20 protein-coding genes are annotated in these 18,641 nt (G+C 41.8%); 17 read left to right on the top strand and 3 right to left on the bottom strand.

The annotated features are described in order from the left end of the window. Positions 1–10: 10 nt before the first annotated feature. The 12 genes from srlB (at position 11) to prmA (ending at position 8,893) form a co-directional block, all read left to right on the top strand. Positions 11–376, top strand: coding sequence for a PTS glucitol/sorbitol transporter subunit IIA (gene srlB, locus EDC44_RS02875; RefSeq protein ID WP_131975196.1), 366 nt, complete (start codon positions 11–13; stop codon positions 374–376). Positions 377–386: 10 nt separating this feature from the next. Further along, a complete protein-coding gene (srlD, locus tag EDC44_RS02870; protein ID WP_131975194.1) occupies positions 387–1,166 on the top strand; it encodes a sorbitol-6-phosphate dehydrogenase in 780 nt (259 codons plus the stop codon). Between the two features lie 49 nt (positions 1,167–1,215). After that, the gene (fsa, locus tag EDC44_RS02865; protein WP_131975192.1) at positions 1,216–1,878 is read left to right on the top strand and encodes a fructose-6-phosphate aldolase; all 663 of its coding nucleotides are present in this window, start codon (positions 1,216–1,218) and stop codon (positions 1,876–1,878) included. 59 nt (positions 1,879–1,937) lie between these two features. Next, positions 1,938–2,297, top strand: coding sequence for a transcriptional regulator GutM (gene gutM, locus EDC44_RS02860; RefSeq protein WP_131975190.1), 360 nt, complete (start codon positions 1,938–1,940; stop codon positions 2,295–2,297). A gap of 24 nt (positions 2,298–2,321) precedes the next feature. Next, positions 2,322–3,086: a glucitol operon DNA-binding transcriptional repressor SrlR gene (srlR, locus tag EDC44_RS02855; RefSeq protein ID WP_131975188.1), complete on the top strand. Its 765-nt coding sequence runs from the start codon at positions 2,322–2,324 to the stop codon at positions 3,084–3,086. Between the two features lie 154 nt (positions 3,087–3,240). Continuing rightward, positions 3,241–3,693 (top strand): type II 3-dehydroquinate dehydratase, encoded by a 453-nt coding sequence (aroQ, locus tag EDC44_RS02850; RefSeq protein ID WP_131975186.1) that lies wholly within the window; start codon positions 3,241–3,243, stop codon positions 3,691–3,693. Between the two features lie 172 nt (positions 3,694–3,865). Then, positions 3,866–4,327 carry an acetyl-CoA carboxylase biotin carboxyl carrier protein gene (gene accB / locus EDC44_RS02845; protein WP_131975184.1) on the top strand — a complete coding sequence of 154 codons (462 nt, stop codon included), beginning with the start codon at positions 3,866–3,868 and terminating at the stop codon, positions 4,325–4,327. A 97-nt stretch (positions 4,328–4,424) separates the two neighbouring features. Further along, positions 4,425–5,771 carry an acetyl-CoA carboxylase biotin carboxylase subunit gene (gene accC / locus EDC44_RS02840; protein ID WP_131975182.1) on the top strand — a complete coding sequence of 449 codons (1,347 nt, stop codon included), beginning with the start codon at positions 4,425–4,427 and terminating at the stop codon, positions 5,769–5,771. A 63-nt stretch (positions 5,772–5,834) separates the two neighbouring features. Then, entirely contained in the window at positions 5,835–6,314 is a 480-nt protein-coding gene (locus tag EDC44_RS02835; protein ID WP_131975180.1) for a hypothetical protein, read from the top strand. 12 nt (positions 6,315–6,326) lie between these two features. Continuing rightward, a complete protein-coding gene (locus tag EDC44_RS02830; RefSeq protein ID WP_131975178.1) occupies positions 6,327–6,566 on the top strand; it encodes a YhdT family protein in 240 nt (79 codons plus the stop codon). Continuing rightward, positions 6,566–8,011: a sodium/pantothenate symporter gene (panF, locus tag EDC44_RS02825; RefSeq protein ID WP_131975176.1), complete on the top strand. Its 1,446-nt coding sequence runs from the start codon at positions 6,566–6,568 to the stop codon at positions 8,009–8,011. The genes EDC44_RS02830 and panF overlap by 1 nt, the downstream gene beginning before the upstream one ends. Further along, positions 8,012–8,893: a 50S ribosomal protein L11 methyltransferase gene (prmA, locus tag EDC44_RS02820; RefSeq protein WP_131975174.1), complete on the top strand. Its 882-nt coding sequence runs from the start codon at positions 8,012–8,014 to the stop codon at positions 8,891–8,893. 55 nt (positions 8,894–8,948) lie between these two features. Here the strand turns inward: prmA and EDC44_RS02815 are convergent, their stop codons facing one another. Next, complete coding sequence (locus EDC44_RS02815; protein ID WP_131975172.1) at positions 8,949–10,346, bottom strand: DASS family sodium-coupled anion symporter; 1,398 nt, start codon at positions 10,344–10,346, stop codon at positions 8,949–8,951. Between the two features lie 203 nt (positions 10,347–10,549). After that, complete coding sequence (gene gdhA / locus EDC44_RS02810; RefSeq protein WP_131975170.1) at positions 10,550–11,896, bottom strand: NADP-specific glutamate dehydrogenase; 1,347 nt, start codon at positions 11,894–11,896, stop codon at positions 10,550–10,552. A 310-nt stretch (positions 11,897–12,206) separates the two neighbouring features. Between gdhA and EDC44_RS02805 the strand changes: the two genes are divergently transcribed. Genes EDC44_RS02805 through EDC44_RS02795 form a run of 3 tightly spaced genes read left to right on the top strand, consistent with a single transcriptional unit; the run spans position 12,207 to position 14,469 of the window. Then, positions 12,207–12,980 (top strand): amino acid ABC transporter substrate-binding protein, encoded by a 774-nt coding sequence (locus tag EDC44_RS02805; protein ID WP_131975168.1) that lies wholly within the window; start codon positions 12,207–12,209, stop codon positions 12,978–12,980. Further along, entirely contained in the window at positions 12,964–13,680 is a 717-nt protein-coding gene (locus tag EDC44_RS02800; RefSeq protein WP_131975166.1) for an amino acid ABC transporter permease, read from the top strand. The genes EDC44_RS02805 and EDC44_RS02800 overlap by 17 nt, the downstream gene beginning before the upstream one ends. 21 nt (positions 13,681–13,701) lie before the next feature. Beyond that, positions 13,702–14,469 carry an amino acid ABC transporter ATP-binding protein gene (locus EDC44_RS02795; RefSeq protein ID WP_131975164.1) on the top strand — a complete coding sequence of 256 codons (768 nt, stop codon included), beginning with the start codon at positions 13,702–13,704 and terminating at the stop codon, positions 14,467–14,469. A 58-nt stretch (positions 14,470–14,527) separates the two neighbouring features. Here the strand turns inward: EDC44_RS02795 and smpB are convergent, their stop codons facing one another. After that, positions 14,528–15,010 (bottom strand): SsrA-binding protein SmpB, encoded by a 483-nt coding sequence (gene smpB, locus EDC44_RS02790; RefSeq protein WP_131975162.1) that lies wholly within the window; start codon positions 15,008–15,010, stop codon positions 14,528–14,530. 144 nt (positions 15,011–15,154) lie between these two features. Between smpB and EDC44_RS02785 the strand changes: the two genes are divergently transcribed. Continuing rightward, positions 15,155–16,462, top strand: a complete 1,308-nt coding sequence (locus EDC44_RS02785) for an acetyl-CoA C-acyltransferase (RefSeq protein ID WP_131975160.1) — start codon at positions 15,155–15,157, stop codon at positions 16,460–16,462. Positions 16,463–16,476: 14 nt separating this feature from the next. Then, the gene (locus EDC44_RS02780; RefSeq protein WP_131975158.1) at positions 16,477–18,612 is read left to right on the top strand and encodes a 3-hydroxyacyl-CoA dehydrogenase NAD-binding domain-containing protein; all 2,136 of its coding nucleotides are present in this window, start codon (positions 16,477–16,479) and stop codon (positions 18,610–18,612) included. The last annotated feature ends 29 nt before the right edge of the window (positions 18,613–18,641 follow it).

Below are 18,641 nucleotides of genomic sequence, written 5' to 3'. Positions count from 1 at the left end.
GGAGTTCAAAATGAAGGTGATTTATCAAACTCTAATCACAAAAGTCGGGGATTTTGCCAAAGATGCTTTGGGTGAAAATATGTTAATCACCTTCAAGCAAGGTGCTCCGGCAGATTTAGAGGATTATTGCTTTATCCATCAACACGGCGAATTAGTTACAGAGGTTGAAATTGGCGATATCGTTTCGTTTGGCAGTCAAGATTATAAAGTAACGTCAGTTGGTGGTGTAGCATCTTTCAATTTAAAAGAACTTGGTCATGTTACATTTCGATTTGATAGTGCAACTATTGCGGAATATCCGGGATGTATTCATTTAGCAGGTAACGTGCCAAGTGATATTGATGTGAATACAGAATTAAAAATTAGTCGATTATAGGAGTTATAAAATGAGTAGTAAAGTTGCTGTTGTGATTGGGGGCGGCCAAACTCTAGGTGCATTTTTAAGTGTCGGTTTGGCTGAAGCCGGTTATCAAGTCGCCGTAGCGGATTTAAATGGCGTAAATGCCGATCATATTGCAGCAGAAATTAATCAAAAGAGCGGTCAAAAAGCGAAAGGTTTTCAGGTGGATGCTACTGATGAACAAAGCGTTATTGAGCTTGCCCGGAATGTGGATAAAGCATTTGGTCGCTTGGATTTATTGGTTTATAGTGCCGGTGTTGCCAAAGCCGCACCCATTACACAATTTGCATTGAAAGATTTTGATTTTTCCGTAAAAGTGAATTTAACAGGCTATTTCCTATGTGCTCGCGAATTTGCGAAATTAATGGTACGTGACGGTATCAAAGGCCGTATTATCCAAATTAATTCCAAATCCGGTAAGGTGGGCAGTAAGCATAATTCCGGCTACAGTGCGGCAAAATTCGGTGGTGTAGGTTTAACACAATCTTTAGCTCTGGACTTGGCAGATAATGGCATTACGGTAAATTCGTTGATGTTAGGCAATTTATTGAAATCACCGATGTTCCAATCCTTAATTCCGCAATATGCGGAGAAATTGGGTATTCCGGCTGATCAAGTGGAACAAGTCTATATTGATAAAGTACCATTGAAGCGGGGCTGTGATTACCAAGACGTATTAAATGTGTTATTGTTCTATGCAAGTGAACAAGCTTCTTATTGTACCGGTCAATCCATTAATATTACCGGCGGTCAAGTAATGTTTTAATCATTAGGGCGAGAACTCGCCCTAAATTCATTTATTGAGGGAGATAATTATGGAACTCTATCTTGATACGGCAAATTTAAAGGATGTGGAACGTTTAGCCCGAATTTTACCTATCCAAGGGGTAACGACTAACCCTAGTATCGTAGCAAAAGAAAAAACCGAGATTTTTCAATGTCTATTGGAGCTACAACAAATTATCGGTAAAGATAAAACGTTATTTGCACAGACGTTATCACACAATGCCGATGAAATGATCGTAGAAGCGACCGCACTTTATGAGCGTGTGGAAAATCTTGTTGTGAAAGTGCCGGTTACTGCAGATGGTTTAATTGCGATTAGGGCATTAACTCAATTGGGTATTCCAACTTTAGGTACTGCGGTATATGGTGCGGGACAAGGTTTTCTTGCGGCACTTGCCGGTGCAAAATACATCGCACCTTATGTGAACCGTATTGATTCACAAAGCGGCGACGGTATTGTTGTTGTGCACGAGTTGCAAAGTTTGTTAACACAGCATAAACCGGATAGTAAAGTGTTAGCGGCGAGTTTCCGCACACCTCGCCAAGTATTAGATTGTATGCTTGCGGGGTGTCAGGCGATTACCGTAGGAACGGATGTATTAGAGCTATTTATCCAAGATCCGGCAGTGTTTGCTGCGATTGATAAGTTTGATCAGGATTGGCAGCAGGCTTTTGGTCGTAATGGCTTTTAATTAATAGGAATATTAAATTAAAATCTAACCTTTTTCTTTTAAATTATGAGATAATCCGAATGAATACGATTAATGCACTGATAGTTATTGCGGTTATCGCGTGGATTTTGCAAATCATTTTGGGATGGTGGCAAATTACTCGTTTTAACAAAGCATTTGAACAGTTATGTAAGCTCGGCAAGGTGGGCGTGGGTCGTACGGCGGGACGATTTAAACCTAAAGTTGTTATTGCGGTGGCTTTTGATAAAAATCAGCGTGTTACAGGTTCATTGTTAATGAAAGGCTATACCGTTTTTGCTCGACCGGAGCAGATCCCCGCATTGTTAGGGTTGCTGCACGGCGAGATTATACCGGCAGAACTATTTCCAAATAAACCGGCATATCAGGAAGCACTCGCACAAGCCATTCATTTGCAGTAGTTTATAGCAAAGAGATTAGGTTTTATGAAACCCAAAGAAAGACAATCAGCGATTCTAGATTATTTACAGCTTAACGGTAGAACACCTGTAGATGATCTTGCCTTCTATTTTAAAACTACGGGCACTACCATTCGTAAAGATTTAACTGCACTTGAAACCGAAGGTAAAGTGTTAAGAACTTATGGAAGTGTGGTGCTTGCATCAAATAATGATGAAGTGGAATTACCTATTATTAATAAAGCACATATCAATCTGGAGATTAAGAAAAAGATTGCTTATGAAGCCGCTAAATTATTAAAAGACGGTGATTCCGTTATTATGGATTCAGGTAGTACCGTACTACAAATGATCCCGTTTATGGCCGTCACCGATCTTACTATAATGACAAACAGCTTACCGATTACGAATGCTTTAGTTAATTCTAATAAAGACTATGAATTACTAATGACAGGCGGCACGTATCGTCCAAAATCAGGTTCTTACCACGGCATTTTGGCCGAATCTACCGTAGCTAAATTTTCTTTTGATAAATTGTTCATCGGGACTGATGGCTTTGATCTGGATTTAGGATTAACCACGTTTAATGAAGTACATGGCGTGAGTAAAGCAATGTGTAATGCGGCAGCTAAAATTATTGTGCTAACAGACTCATCAAAATTTAACCGTCGAAGTCCGAATGTAGTTTGCCCTATAGAAAAAATCAATACCCTAATTACAGATAGCGGTCTGGATAAAAAAATTTACCAAGCATTACTGGAAAAAGGGATTAATGTGATTTTAGCGGATTAACCACGATATCAATCTTATTTTAATGCAAAGTGCGGTAATTTTCTCAGAAATTTACCGCACTTTGCATTAAAATAGCGTAAACTAACCGCCACAGATACGACCACATTTATTGTGAAAGTCGTTATAATTCCGTAAACTCAAAAAGGAACAGATTATGCAGGAAAAAGCACGGATTTTGTTGTTAAATGGGCCGAACTTAAATATGTTGGGGATGCGCGAACCGAAGCATTACGGTTCGCTTTCTTTAGCGGTCATTGAAGCCAGAATGCAGGAATTGGCTTTTGAAAACGCGGTGGAGTTGAGTTGTTTTCAGGCAAACAGCGAAGAAAAACTGATTGAGCGGATTCATCAAAGTTTCGCTAAAATTGATTTTATTATTATCAATCCGGCTGCTTTTACCCACACCAGCGTGGCATTGCGTGATGCTTTGCTTGCAGTGTCGATTCCTTTTGTGGAAGTGCATTTATCAAACGTGCATAAACGCGAACCCTTTCGTCATCATTCTTACTTTAGTGATGTGGCGGAAGGGGTTATTTGCGGTTTGGGTGCTCAGGGATATGAATTCGCCTTTCATTATGCATTACAATTTTTAGCTAAAAAAAGCTGATTTTCGTAGATTTTGGTTAAATTTTTGAGAATTTTGTCGCCAAAATGCTAAAAATCAGGTAATCTTGGCAGCTGATACAAATTTCCTTATTTTTGACCGCACTTTTGAATGAATTTTATGTGGTAAAGTGCGGTCGGATTTATAATTTTATAGACAACAAACGGATCAAATTATGGATATTCGTAAAATCAAAAAACTTATCGAATTATTAGAAGAAGCGGGCATTATGGAACTGGAAATCACTGAAGGTGAAGAATCCGTTCGTATTAGCCGTGGGACACCGGCTCCGACAGCGATGCAATATAGTATTCCTGCGGCGGCGCCGGCGCCTGTGACAGCGGCTGCGATTGCTGCATCGGCACCGGTGGCTGTAGAACCTGCAGCAAGTGATGAAATCTCCGGTCATATCGTACGCTCCCCGATGGTAGGTACTTTCTATCGCAGCCCAAGTCCGGATGCCCCTTCATTTGTTGAAGTTGGTCAAACCGTTAAAGTCGGCGATGCACTTTGTATCGTGGAAGCAATGAAAATGATGAACCGTATTGAAGCGGACAAAGCGGGTGTGGTAAAAGCCATTTTGGTTGAAGACGGCACGCCGGTTGAATTTGACGAGAAATTAATCGTCATCGAATAAGTTGCTTTATCAGGTGGGCTTGCCCACCTATTTTTAATTAGGCAAAATCGCCTGGTCAAGTTTTCAATATACGAAATAAGAAAACGGAATAAAGAAAATGTTAGAAAAAGTTGTTATTGCCAACCGTGGCGAAATTGCATTGCGTATTTTACGCGCATGTAAAGAGCTTGGTATCAAAACCGTCGCGGTACATTCCACCGCAGATCGTGATTTAAAACACGTCTTATTGGCAGACGAAACCATTTGTATCGGTCCAGCTCCGTCAGTGAAAAGTTATTTAAATATTCCGGCGATCATTGCCGCTGCGGAAGTTACCGGTGCGGATGCAATCCACCCGGGATACGGTTTTTTATCTGAAAATGCGGATTTTGCCGAGCAGGTCGAGCGTTCCGGTTTTATTTTTATCGGTCCGACTGCAGATGTCATTCGCTTGATGGGTGATAAAGTATCCGCTATCAATGCAATGAAAAAAGCCGGCGTACCTTGTGTACCGGGTTCTGACGGTCCGCTAAGTTCGGATATTGTTAAAAATAAAGAAATTGCTAACCGAATCGGTTATCCGATTATTATTAAAGCCTCCGGCGGCGGCGGCGGGCGTGGTATGCGTGTGGTACGTAGCGATGAAGCATTGGAAGAATCCATCGCGATGACCAAAGCCGAAGCGAAAGCCGCATTTAATAACGATATGGTGTATATGGAAAAATATTTGGAAAATCCGCGTCATATCGAAATTCAAGTATTGGCCGACACCCACGGTAATGCGATTTATTTGGCTGAACGCGATTGTTCAATGCAACGTCGCCACCAAAAAGTAGTGGAAGAAGCACCGGCTCCGGGAATTACGGAAGAAGTGCGTCGCGATATCGGTTCTCGTTGCGCGAAAGCTTGTGTGGAAATCGGTTACCGCGGTGCGGGTACATTTGAGTTTTTATATGAAAACGGTAAGTTCTATTTCATCGAAATGAACACCCGTATTCAAGTAGAACATCCTGTAACGGAAATGATCACCGGCGTGGATCTGGTGAAAGAGCAGTTGCGTATTGCCGCAGGTTTGCCGTTATCTTATAAACAAGAAGATATTAAAGTGAAAGGTCATGCGTTTGAATGTCGTATTAATGCGGAAGATCCTAAAACTTTCTTGCCTTCACCGGGTAAAGTCTCTCACTTGCACGCACCGGGCGGCTTGGGGATTCGTTGGGATTCGCACGTATATGGCGGCTACAGCGTGCCACCACATTATGATTCAATGATCGCAAAATTAATCTCTTTTGGTGATAACCGTGATATTGCAATTCGTCGTATGCTCAATGCCTTAGATGAAACCATTATTGACGGCATTAAAACCAACATTCCGTTGCATCATCAGATTTTGACCGATGAAAATTTCCAAAAAGGCGGAACCAATATTCACTACCTTGAGAAAAAATTAGGAATGCATGATTAATTTGGATTAATCAATAAAAATAGGAATGAGCTGTTATTCCTATTTTTTTGTGAGTTAAATAAAATGTTAAAAAAATCTTTTCTGATTCTAACCGCACTTTGTTTAATCGGCTGTGCTTCCGATAAAGATAAGCAACGCTCGTCTTTTTCACTACTTATTCCCAAGCGGTTAACTTATCAAAATCAGCTCTTTGATTTGGTGAAAACGGAACGTAAGACATTAGTATATGGCCGTTTTACTTATGCGGATAAGGATAATCATCAGCTGCATTATCTACTGTCATCAATGGTTATGCCGCTTGATCAGGTACAGCAGAATCTGGCGGAGGTTGCCAGCGAAAAAGGTTACAAAGTGCAATTTAAAACCGCCAATCACAGGCTTTATGCCTTAACTAATCAAAAAACGAATTATAAACAGTCGGTGTCACAAAATACTGATTGCGGTACGTTAACAGTAATCAAAAATTCCCAAAAACCGACCGCACTTTTGGATGTGACATTAGGCGATACTTTAGATCAAATGAAATGTCAGAAAAATAACTAAGGAGCAAGTACAATGACTGACACTCGTTATAAACAAGCCACCAAGGAAGCACGATGGGCGTTTGCTTTAACCCTATTATATTTGATCGGTTGGTGTGTTTGTGCTTATTTACCTCAAGGCCGGCAAGGATTGCTCGGTTTTCCGTTATGGTTTGAATTATCCTGCATTTATTTGCCGATTCTGTTTACCGCAGTGGTGTATGCTTGTATTAAAGGGCTGTTTCGTCAAATTGATTTGGAGGATCATTCATAATGAATATGAGTATTTTAGTGCCGGTGATTCTCTATTTAATCGTGGTATTTGTGATTGCTTCTTATGCTTATCGCAAACGACAAAAAGGCGATTTTTTCACAGAATATTATCTCGGCAATCGTGCCGTATCGGGATTTGTGCTGGCAATGACCACGGCTGCAACTTATGTGGGAGCCAGTTCTTTTATCGGCGGGCCCGGTGCTGCGTATAAATTCGGTTTGGGTTGGGTGCTGCTTGCGATGATTCAAGTGCCGACCGTATTATTTACGTTAGGCGTATTGGGTAAAAAATTTGCAATGTGGGCAAGAGAGCATAATAGCTTGACCTTAAACGATATTTTATATTCCCGTTACAAAAATCCTTATATTGTATTGCTGGCAAGCCTGTCTTTGCTGTTTTCCTTTTTCTTAATGATGTCCGTGCAATTTATCGGGGCCGGACGGTTATTGGAAACAACACTGAATATTGACTATCAACTATCCGTACTGATTTTCGCTATTACGGTGGGCGTTTATACATTTATCGGCGGATTCCGTGCTGTGGTTCTCACCGATACTTTACAAGGTATTGTAATGATGATTGGGACGGCATTGTTACTGGGAGGCGTGATTTATGCCGGTGGCGGTGTCAGTCAAATTATGGATAAACTTGTTGCAATCGATCCGAATTTAATCACCCCTTACGGCATCGAAAGTCGCCCGTTGGATTTCACCTTTATGGCTTCTTTTTGGGTGTTGGTGTGTTTCGGTTTACTCGGCTTACCGCATACTGTAGTACGGGCGATTTCTTATAAAGACAGCAAAGCATTGCACAGCGGTATGATTATCGGCACTGTCGTGATTGCCGTATTAATGCTCGGTATGCACTTAGCCGGTGCATTGGGGCGTGCGATTGTACCGGATTTAACTGTGACCGATAAAATTATTCCGGCGTTAATGATTCAAGTATTGCCTCCGGTGATTGCCGGTATTTTCCTTGCCGCACCGATGGCCGCGGTGATGTCAAGCATTGACTCAATGCTGATTCAGGCATCCTCCACATTAATTAAAGATTTATACCTGCGTTTTAAACCGCAAGCCTTAAAAAATGAGCGACGTATTAAAGCACTTTCCACTCTTACGACACTTGCACTTACCGTGTTAGTGACTATTGCATCACTCAATCCGCCCGATATGCTCATTTGGCTGAATTTATTTTCTTTAGGCGGTTTGGAAACCACCTTTTTATGGGTGATTTTATTCGGCTTATACTGGGAAAAAGCCAACGCCGGTGGCGCGATTTGCTCAATGATCGTAGGATTAGGCAGCTATATTTTACTCACTGCATTAGAAATTAAAATCTTCAATTTCCATGCCATCGTGCCTGCTTTATTATTCGGTTTAGTGGCGTTTTTGGTGGGAAATCAATTGGGTAAACAAAAAAATCTTAATAATAAGGAAGCATAAATGGCTTGGGTACAAATTCGCCTAAACAGCACAAATGAAAAAGCAGAAGCGATCAGTGATTTTTTAGCGGAAATAGGATCGGTCTCCGTCACTTTTATGGACAGCCAGGATACGCCTATTTTTGAGCCGTTACCTGGTGAGACTCGTTTATGGGGCAATACGGATGTGATTGCCTTGTTTGATGCAGAAACCAATATGAACGAAGTGGTTACATTATTAGCGGCTGGCGGATATTTGACTGCAGAAACGGCATATAAAATCGAACAAATCGAAGATAAAGATTGGGAACGGGAATGGATGGATAACTTCCACCCAATGCAATTTGGTAAGCGGTTGTGGATTTGCCCAAGCTGGCGCGAAGTGCCGGATCAAAATGCGGTGAATGTTATGCTTGATCCGGGCTTGGCATTCGGTACGGGTACGCATCCGACCACGGCATTGTGCTTACAATGGCTGGACAGCTTAGATTTGCAAGGCAAAACCGTGATTGATTTCGGTTGCGGTTCCGGCATTTTAGCTATCGCTGCGTTGAAGCTTGGAGCAAAAAGTGCGGTAGGAATTGATATCGATCCGCAAGCGATTCTTGCCAGTCGTAATAATGCGGAACAAAATGGTGTAGCAGATCGTTTGCAGTTGTTTTTATCTGACGATAAACCGGCGAATCTGAAAGCTGATGTAGTGGTAGCAAATATTCTTGCCGGTCCGCTAAAAGCACTTTATCCGGTGATTAGTGAGTTAGTGAAACCGAACGGCGATTTAGGATTATCCGGTATTTTAGAAACTCAGGCGCAATCGGTGTGTGAGGCTTATGCGGAAAAATTTGATCTTGAACCTGTCGCAGTGAAAGAGGAATGGTGTCGGATTACCGGTAAGTTGAAATAATCTTAAAAAACGAAAGGGACATCGTATGATGTCCCTTTTGCGTAAAAGCGATTGATTATAACCAGAATAAATAGCCGATTGTGGCAATTAAAAGGATACACATAATATTCAGCCAAATCCCCACTTTGACCATTTCGCTTTGTTTGATTTGACCGGAACCGAATACAATCGCGTTTGGCGGAGTGGCCACCGGTAACATAAAGGCACAGGATGCGCCGAAGCCGATAATCAATGCCAGGCCGATAGGCGGAACACCGATAGCTTCCGCAATAGAGATAAATATTGGCACTAATAATGCAGCGGCTGCGGTGTTGCTGGTGAATTCCGTTAAGAACACGATGAACGTCGCAACCACTAAGCCGATGATATAGAAATGTCCGCCTTGAATTAAAGACACAATACCGTCCGCCATAATTTTGCTGGCTCCGGTTTGACCGAGTACGGAGCTTAATGTTAAACCGCCGCCGAACAACATTAATACGCCCCATTCCGTATTATCTTGAATTTGTCGCCAAGTAACCACTTTGCTGGCACATAGAATGATTGCGGCACTTAATGCGACTAAACTGTCAAAGCTGGCAATTTTGCCTTCTAAACCGAACAAACCGGCAAGGAGCGGATTGACTCTGCTGCTGAATATCCAGCAAAGCGCAATAGCAGTGAAAATAACCAAGGTGACAACACGTTGTTTGTTCATTGGAATGCTTTCAAATTTATGCTCAAAAGTCGATTTAAATTTTGGTTTTAAAATCACGTACAGTGTGCCAATCATAATCGGCATTAACAGCAGCATAACCGGAATACCGTATTGCATCCAATCGGAGAATGAAAGATGCAGGTTAGAGGCTACGATACCGTTTGGCGGGCTACCTACTAACGTTCCCATACCGCCGATACTGGCACTATAAGCGATACCGAGCAACACGAATACATAAGTGTTGTGGTATTGGATACGATCCAGTTTGCTTAAAATCCCCATTGCCAATGGCAACATCATTGCGGCGGTAGCGGTGTTACTCATCCACATGGAAAGAAATGCGGTGACACTGAATAAGTAAATAACCGCCAGGAATAATTTACCCCGAGCGAGAGCCATAATTTTATTGGCAATGAGTTTATCCAATTCTTGAATATGTAATGCGGCCGCTAAGGCAAAGCCCCCGAAGAATAAGAAAATGGTCGGATCGGCAAAGCCAACCAATGCGTTTTTAGTCGTCACTAAACCAAGAGCGATGGCCAACACCGGAACTAATAATGCGGTAATGGTAACATGCAAGGCTTCAGTGAGCCAAAGTACGCCGATAAACACTAATAATGCCAAGCCTTTGTTTGCTTTTACATCAAAAGGTAAGGTTTTTAATAAAATAAAAAACAATATGATATCCAACAGCAGAATAACTGCATTTCGGCTGAAAATACTGCCGGTTTGTTGTGGTGATGTTGTAATGCTCATAATTATTGTTCCTTTCTAGTAATTAAAATAGGAGCGAATGACGAATACACACGTCATTTGTATGCCAATATAACAATAAATGTAACGAAAGCGTTAAAAATATTATAATTATTTTTCAAAAATGTGATCGGCTTCAAAAAATTATAAAAAATGACCGCTCTTTTTTAAAAAAGTGCGGTCATTAAATTGAGAGTTTTTAATGATTAATACACGCCTTGCGCCAGCATGGCATCAGCTACTTTCACGAATCCCGCAATGTTTGCGCCTACAACATAGTTGATGTTTTTGCCTTCGTTTGAACCGTATTTTTTACAGTTAGCGTGAATGTCTAACATGATGTTGTGTAATTTTGCATCCACTTCCTCGCGGCTCCAGTATAAACGTTGCGAACCTTGAGCCATTTCAAGACCTGAAGTTGCTACACCGCCCGCATTTGCGGCTTTCCCCGGTCCGAATAATACATCTGCTGCCAAGAATGCGTCGGTTGCTTCGATAGTGGTCGGCATATTCGCACCTTCAGCCACTAATTGGACGCCGTTTGCGATTAATTTTTTTGCATCCGCCAATTCTAATTCGTTTTGGGTCGCACAAGGCAATGCGATATCTACTTTCACGCTCCAAGGGCGTTCACCCGCGTAGTATTCTAAACCGAATTGTTCCGCATAATCTTTCACACGACCACGTTTCACTTCTTTGATTTCCATTAATGCCGCTAATTTTTCTGCAGTGAAGCCGTCTTTGTCATACACATAACCGGATGAATCTGAACAAGTTACCACTTTCGCACCTAATTGAAGGGCTTTTTCAATGGCATATTGTGCAACGTTACCAGAACCGGATACGGACACGATTTTACCTTGGAAACTGTCGTCTTTTTCTGCCAACATCGCTTGAGCGAAATACACTAAACCGTAACCCGTTGCTTCAGGGCGAATTAATGAACCGCCGAATGACAAACCACGACCGGTGAATACACAAGCAGCTTGGTTAGATAATTTTTTCATATAACCTGCAAGATAGCCCACTTCACGACCGCCTACACCGATGTCGCCCGCCGGAACGTCTGTATCCGGACCAATGTGGCGATATAATTCAGCGATTAAGGCTTGGCAGAAACGCATTACTTCACCGTCTGATTTACCTTTCGGGTCAAAGTCTGAACCACCTTTAGCACCACCCATAGGTAATGTAGTTAAGGCGTTTTTGAAAATTTGTTCGAAACCTAAGAATTTTAAGATAGATAAGTTCACTGAAGGGTGAAAACGCATACCGCCTTTGAATGGACCGATAGCACTGTTGAATTGTACGCGAAATGCACGGTTGACTTGGGTTTGACCTTTATCATCAGTCCAGGCTACACGGAATTGGAATGCACGCTCCGGTTCGACCAAACGCTCTAAAAGTGCTTGAGATTGATATTTCGGATTGGCTTGGATAAATGGCCAGATTGAAGTTAATACTTCACGAACAGCTTGTAAAAATTCCGGTTGGTTGCCGTCACGTTGTTGGACTTTTGCTAAAAAGTCTTCAACTGATGCATATTGAGACATAATGAAATTCCTTCTGAGTTTGAGTTGTAGTTTGCTTAAAAAAAGTTACCGTCTTACGCGGCTCGGATTTAATATAAAATAGAATTTACTTTCTGTGTAATATTTTTTTACTTTCAATCTGTATTTTTTATAGTTATTAGATTTTATATAAAAATAAACGCCTTTTTGTATTTTTAATCTAAAAATATAAAGGGTGAGTTTGTTTTTCAGGATTAAAAATAAACAGAATTTATTGTCAGGATTTAAATTTCTCTCTTATAATGACTTGCTTTTACATTATTTTAACTTGGCTAAATCAAAGGAAAAACACATGAAATTATTAACTAAAGCCTTATTTGCCGGCTTGGCATTAAGCCTTGGCATACAGTTTGCCAATGCGTCGGAGCTAGCCGAGAGTTTGGAAAAAACAAAAACCGTCCGTGTCGGAACCGAAGGAACCTATGCTCCGTTTACTTTTCATGATGAAGCAGGAAAATTAACCGGTTATGATATTGATGTAACTAACGAAGTGGCTAAACGTTTAGGCTTAACGGTGGTTTATCAAGAAACTTTATGGGACGGTATTTTTGCCGGTCTGAATGCAAAACGTTTTGATGTGATAGCCAACCAAGTCAGTGCAACGCCGGAACGTGCAAAAAAATATGCGTTTTCCGAGCCTTATAACGTTTCCCGTGCGGTGATTGTCACTCGTGAAGACAATGACAAAATCAAATCTTTTGCCGATCTGAAAGGCGTGAAATCAGTGCAATCTGCAACCAGTAACTATACCGAACTGGCTAAGAAAAACGGTGCGGATCTTGTGATTGTGGACAGCTTGGCACAAAACTTGGAATTAGTAAAACAAGGTCGTGTGGCAGCGACCGTGAATGAACAAATCGCCGTATTGGATTATTTCAAAAAACACCCGAATGTAGGCTTGAAAATTGCGGTGAAAAACGATGAAACCGTGGGTTCCGTATTCACTTTTTTACAAGGCAATGAAGATGTGGCGGCACAATTTAGTAAAGTGTTAGCGGAAATGCGTGCAGACGGCACATTAAAAGCCCTTTCTATTAAATGGTTCGGCGATGACATTACTCAATAATTTTCTTGCCCAATTACCGTTTATGACACCGGAACGGGCTGAATTATTTATCAGCTCGTTTTGGCCAATGGTGGAAGCCACATTAATTAACACCATTCCATTGGCGGTGCTTTCCTTTATCGGCGGTTTAATTATTGCAACTTGTGTTGCATTGCTGCGTACAACACAATCTAAATCAATTTTTCATAAAATTTTGACCGCACTTTGCCGTATTTATGTATCAATTATTCGCGGTACACCTTTATTGGTGCAGATCTTTATTATTTTCTACGGTTTGCCGAGTATCGGAATTACGTTGGATTCTTTTCCAACGGCCATTATTGCTTTTTCATTAAATATTGGTGCATATGCATCCGAAACTATTCGGGCGGCAATTTTATCTATTCCGAAAGGACAATGGGAAGCATCTTATGCCATCGGTATGAATTATTCTCAAGCGTTTGTGCGTACGATCATGCCGCAAGCCATGCGGGTTTCCGTGCCGCCATTGGCAAACAGTTTTATCAGCACGGTGAAAGACACTTCTTTGGCATCGCTGGTATTGGTGACGGATTTGTTCCGTGTCGCACAAAATATTACATCAATGAGCTATGAGTTTATTTTGATTTACAGCGAAGCCGCTTTAATTTATTGGATTATGTGTTTTATTTTATCTTTGTTGCAAGAGCGTTTGGAAGAGCGTCTTTCTCGTCACCTTTAGTTAAAGTAGTAGGAACCGCTTATGTTAGAAATTAAAAATATCCATAAACATTTCAAAGGTAACGAAGTGTTGAAAGGCATTGATCTTTCCATTCGGAAAGGTGAAGTTGTGGCGATTCTCGGGCCGTCGGGTTCCGGTAAAACCACGTTTTTACGTTGCTTAAATTTATTGGAACAGCCTGATCAAGGTACAATTCGCTTTATTGACAGTAACTTTGAAGTGAATTTTTCCGAAAAAATCAGCAAAGCTAAAGAATTGCAATTACGTCGCCATTCTTCCATGGTGTTTCAGCAATATAATTTATTTCCCCATCGCACCGCATTGGAAAATGTGATGGAAGGGCCGATTGTGGTACAAAAGAAAGAGCGCGGACAAACCTGCCAAAAAGCATTGGCATTACTGAAAAAAGTAGGTTTGCAAGATAAAGTGGATTTGTATCCTTCCCAGCTTTCCGGCGGTCAACAACAACGGGTAGGTATTGCACGGGCATTAGCGGTGGAACCGAATTTGATTTTACTTGATGAACCTACATCCGCATTGGATCCCGAATGGGTGGGTGAAGTGTTGCAGGTATTAAAAATGTTGGCGGCGGAAGGTTGGACAATGATCATCGTCACTCACGAAATGCAGTTTGCCAAAGATGTGGCGGATACGGTGTTGTTTATGGACGGCGGAGTAGTGGTGGAAAAAAATACCGCAAAAAACTTTTTTGGCAATCCACAACAAGAACGTACCAAACAATTCTTAATGCAAAATAAAGCCGTGGAATTTGAGGATTATTGTATTTAACTTTTGAAAGAAAGAGCCCGAAAGTGCGGTCATTTTCGGGCAAGTTTTAGAATCAAGTTTATCCGCGAGCGGCATTTTTCATAATACGTTCTTTTTGTCGTTTCCATTCTTGTTCTTTGATGTCATCACGTTTATCGTGTTGTTTTTTACCTTTCACCAAACCGATTTTCACTTTTGCCCAAGCCTGTTTCCAATAAAGGGATAAGGCCACAATGGTGAAACCATCGCGGTTTGCTTTACCAAATAAAGAATCTAATTCCCTTTTGTTTAATAATAACTTACGTGTACGGGTCGGGTCGCAGACAATATGCGTGGACGCTACGCTGAGCGGGGTGATCATTGCCCCGAATAAGTAGGCTTCACCGTTTTTAAAAATCACATAACTGTCACTGATATTGGCTTTACCCGCCCGCATGGATTTCACTTCCCAACCTTGTAATTCAAGGCCGGCTTCAATTTCGTCTTCAATAAAATAGTCGTGTCTTGCCCGTTTGTTGAGTGCGATAGTATTTGAGCCAGCTTTTACTTTTTTCTTTGCCATTTTGTATTATTTGTTTTTCTGATTAATTATTGGGGGTGATTGTACCTAATCCGCGTGAAATGTACAAATTTCTGCATTATTTGCTTGTCTTTAAATAGGCTCTGGTTAACAATATCTTCAATAAAATGAAGAAAGGATTTTTTAATGGCAACAGAACAAAACTTAGTCACGTCACAAGGCCAACGCATTGCGATTGTAGCGGGATTACGCACGCCCTTTACTCAAAAAGATACAGGGTTTAAAGATGCCTATGCCATTGATTTAGGCACAATGGTAACCAATGAATTGCTAAATCGCGTGGGAATCGACCGCACTTTAATTCAGCAGTTGATTTTCGGGCAGGTGACTCAACACGCCGATATTCAAAACATTTCCCGTGGTATCGCCATTAACTTAGGACTTGCTCACACTCAGGCTTATACCATTAGCAGTTCTTGTGTGACCGGATTGCAAACGGTAGCCAATCTTACTTCAAGTATTGTCAGCGGCTCGGTGACGGCAGGGATTGCAGGCGGTGCGGATTCCGTCTCTAATTCATCCATCAGTTTGAATTCTCGTATGATGCAACGTTTGAAAGATATTCTTAATGCACAAGGCGTGGAAAATAAATATGAATTGTTGAAACAGCTTTCCTTAGATGATCTTAAACCGCATTCCACCAGCCAAAAAGATTATATTACCGACTTGTCCGTTGCCGATGTGTCTGAACAAATGGCAAAAAATTTCGGCATTAGTCGTCAGGAACAAGACGAATATACCGCACGTTCTCACCGTTTAATCGGTGAAGCTTGGCTCAACGGCAATTTACGCGATGAAGTGATGATTTCCTTTCCGCCGCCTTATGAAAATTTTGTGGTGGCGGATAATCTGTTTGAAACGTCATTAAAATCATCCCGTTATGGAAAATTTCAACCGGTGGCGGATAAGAAATATGGTTCAGTAACAGACTGGAATACATCCAAAGGCTGTGATGGTGCGGGAGCGGTGATGTTAATGCGGGAAGATATTGCAAAAGCACAAGGCTTGACGGCGTTAGGCTATATTCGCAGTTATGCTATGACGGGTAACGATGTGTGGGACAATATGCTCAGCGGCATGACTTACGCCTCATCACTGGCATTATTACGTGCGGATGTAAGCGTGCAGGATATTAATTTAATTGATTTTCACGAATCGTCAGCGGCACAGGTGCTGGCGAATTTGTGTTTATTTGAATCCGATGAATTTGCCCGAGAGAAACTTAATCGCACATCGGCTATCGGTGCCATTGATATGGATAAATTCAACGTTTTGGGCGGTTCTTTAGGGATTGGTAATCCGCGGGCGGTAACAGGCATTCGCGTGCTGATTCAAAATTTATTTGAATTACAACGCCGTGGTGGCGGCCTGGGCTTAGTGGCGTGCAGCGGTTTAGGCGGCTTAGGTGCGGCAATGGTTTTGGAAACGGAATAATCAGGGGTAAGCAAATGACAGAACAACATTCGCCCTTTACTTTAGAAGTTCGGGATAACATTGCCATTGTGCATATCAACACGCCGAATAAACCTTATAATTTATTCACCGCACTTTTTCCGGATGAATTAAGAGCGGTCTTGGGCACGATTATTTATCAGCAATATCAAGGCGTGGTATTCTTTTCCAATAAACCGAATAACTTTATTCGCGGCTTTGATTTAGCTTGTTTGGAGGGTAAAAGTGCGGTGCAAATTACCGAATTTTCCGAGCAGGTTCAGTTATTAATGCGGGAAATTGAAGGCTTAAAATGCCCAACGGTGGCGGCGATCCACGGTGATTGCTACGGTATCGGTTTGGAATTGGCATTAGCCTGTACAGCCCGTATTGCAAGCCAAGATGAAAACACCAAATTTGCTATTCCGCAAGTAAAATCAGGCCTATTGCCTTTTGCCGGCGGCACGCAGCGTTTACCGCAATTAATCGGCTTAAAAGATGCCGTACCATTATTACTTTCCGGCGATAAAATCAACGCCCGTACGGCATTGCAATTAGGCTTGTTGGAGGATGTGGTAGCCAAAGAAGTGTTGTTAGATACCGCCTTGTTATATTTGAAAAAACAGCAAAATCAAACACACAACAAGCCCGCAGAGCAAAATCAAAAATTCTTCACCAAAGTGAAAAATGTGCTGGCATATTCCAAATACACCCGCAACCGCGTGCTGACTTTTGAGGAAAGCAATATTTCCCACAAAGCTTTTGGCAGCTACGAAGCGATCCAAGCTATTATTAATATTCTCAAGCTCACCGATGAAAAAGAAGGTTTGAAAGCGGAGCGAGAAAGTTTAAGCAAGTTATTTTTTACCAAAGAATCTGCGGTGTTACGCCATTTAGAACAAACTGCCAGAGCGATGAAACTGCAATATCGTGAACGTTCCCAAGTGCGTGATGTCAACCGCTTAGCGATTTTAGGCAGCGGCTTTATCGGCGCGGGCATTGCCTATATCACCGCTCATCGGGCTAATATTCCTGTGCGGATTAAAGATATTCACCCGGCGGGGATTCAACAAGCTTTGCATCGCACTTATGAACTGCTGCAAAAAGAAGTGGCGGACGGCACTTTATCTATCGGTAAAATGCGCCAGCAAATGCAGTTGATTTCCGGCGGTGAACGCTTTATTGGCAATACCAAAGCAGATTTCGTCATCGAAGCGGTGTATGAAGATTTGCGCCTGAAACAACAAATGGTGGTGGAGAGCGAACAGTTTTTTGATGAACATACGGTTTTTGCCACCAATGCTTCGACTCTGTCTATCGCAGAAATCGCTTCCGTGGCACAACGACCGCAAAACGTGATCGGTGTACATTATTTCAGCCCGGTGACAGAACGAAAAATGTTGGAAATCATACCACACTTAGGCGTTAACGGTGGGCAAGGCACATCGGAACAAACCATTGCTACCGCTATTCATTTTGCAATGCAGCAAGGTAAGATTCCGTTTTTAGTGGCGGATAAAGCGGGTTTTTTCGTGAATCGGATTTTAACGCCGTATTTATTGGAAGCCATTCGCTGTATTGAAGACGGTGAAAGTATTGAATTTATCGACCGCTCTTTGCAGGAATTCGGCTTCAGTATTGGCCCATTGGCGATGATTGATGAAATGGGCTTAGATGTATTGGTGAAATCCATTCCCCATTTAGTACAGGCACACGGCAGCCGTTTTGCTTTGCCGAATAAAGTGGCGTTATTGACAGAAAATGATCGCAAAGGTGCAAAAAATCGCCGCGGTTTTTATCTTTATCATTCGGCAGATAACATCCGCAGCGGTGAGGATAAAAGTATTTATCACGTTATGGAAACCATCACCCGCAACGATTTAGAAGCCGAACAAGTGGCCCGCCGCTGTGTATTGATGATGATTAACGAAGCCGCTTATTGCTTGCAGGATAACGTGATCCGCAACATCGATGAAGGTAACGTAGCCTCCGTATTAGGTGCGTTTTTCCCGGATTTCCGCGGTGGCATATATGCCTATATCGAACAAATAGGTGCGAAAAATATCGTGGCAGAATTAAACCGCCACGTGGAATTATATGGTGACAGATTTACACCTTGCGCGTGGTTGGTATCAAAGAGCAGTGAAAACTAAGAGAAATTTAAATTGGTGAACAAAAATCC

The organism is Cricetibacter osteomyelitidis, from assembly GCF_004340985.1.
GTDB lineage: Bacteria > Pseudomonadota > Gammaproteobacteria > Enterobacterales > Pasteurellaceae > Cricetibacter > Cricetibacter osteomyelitidis.
This window is presented reverse-complemented; position numbering and strand designations above follow the sequence as displayed.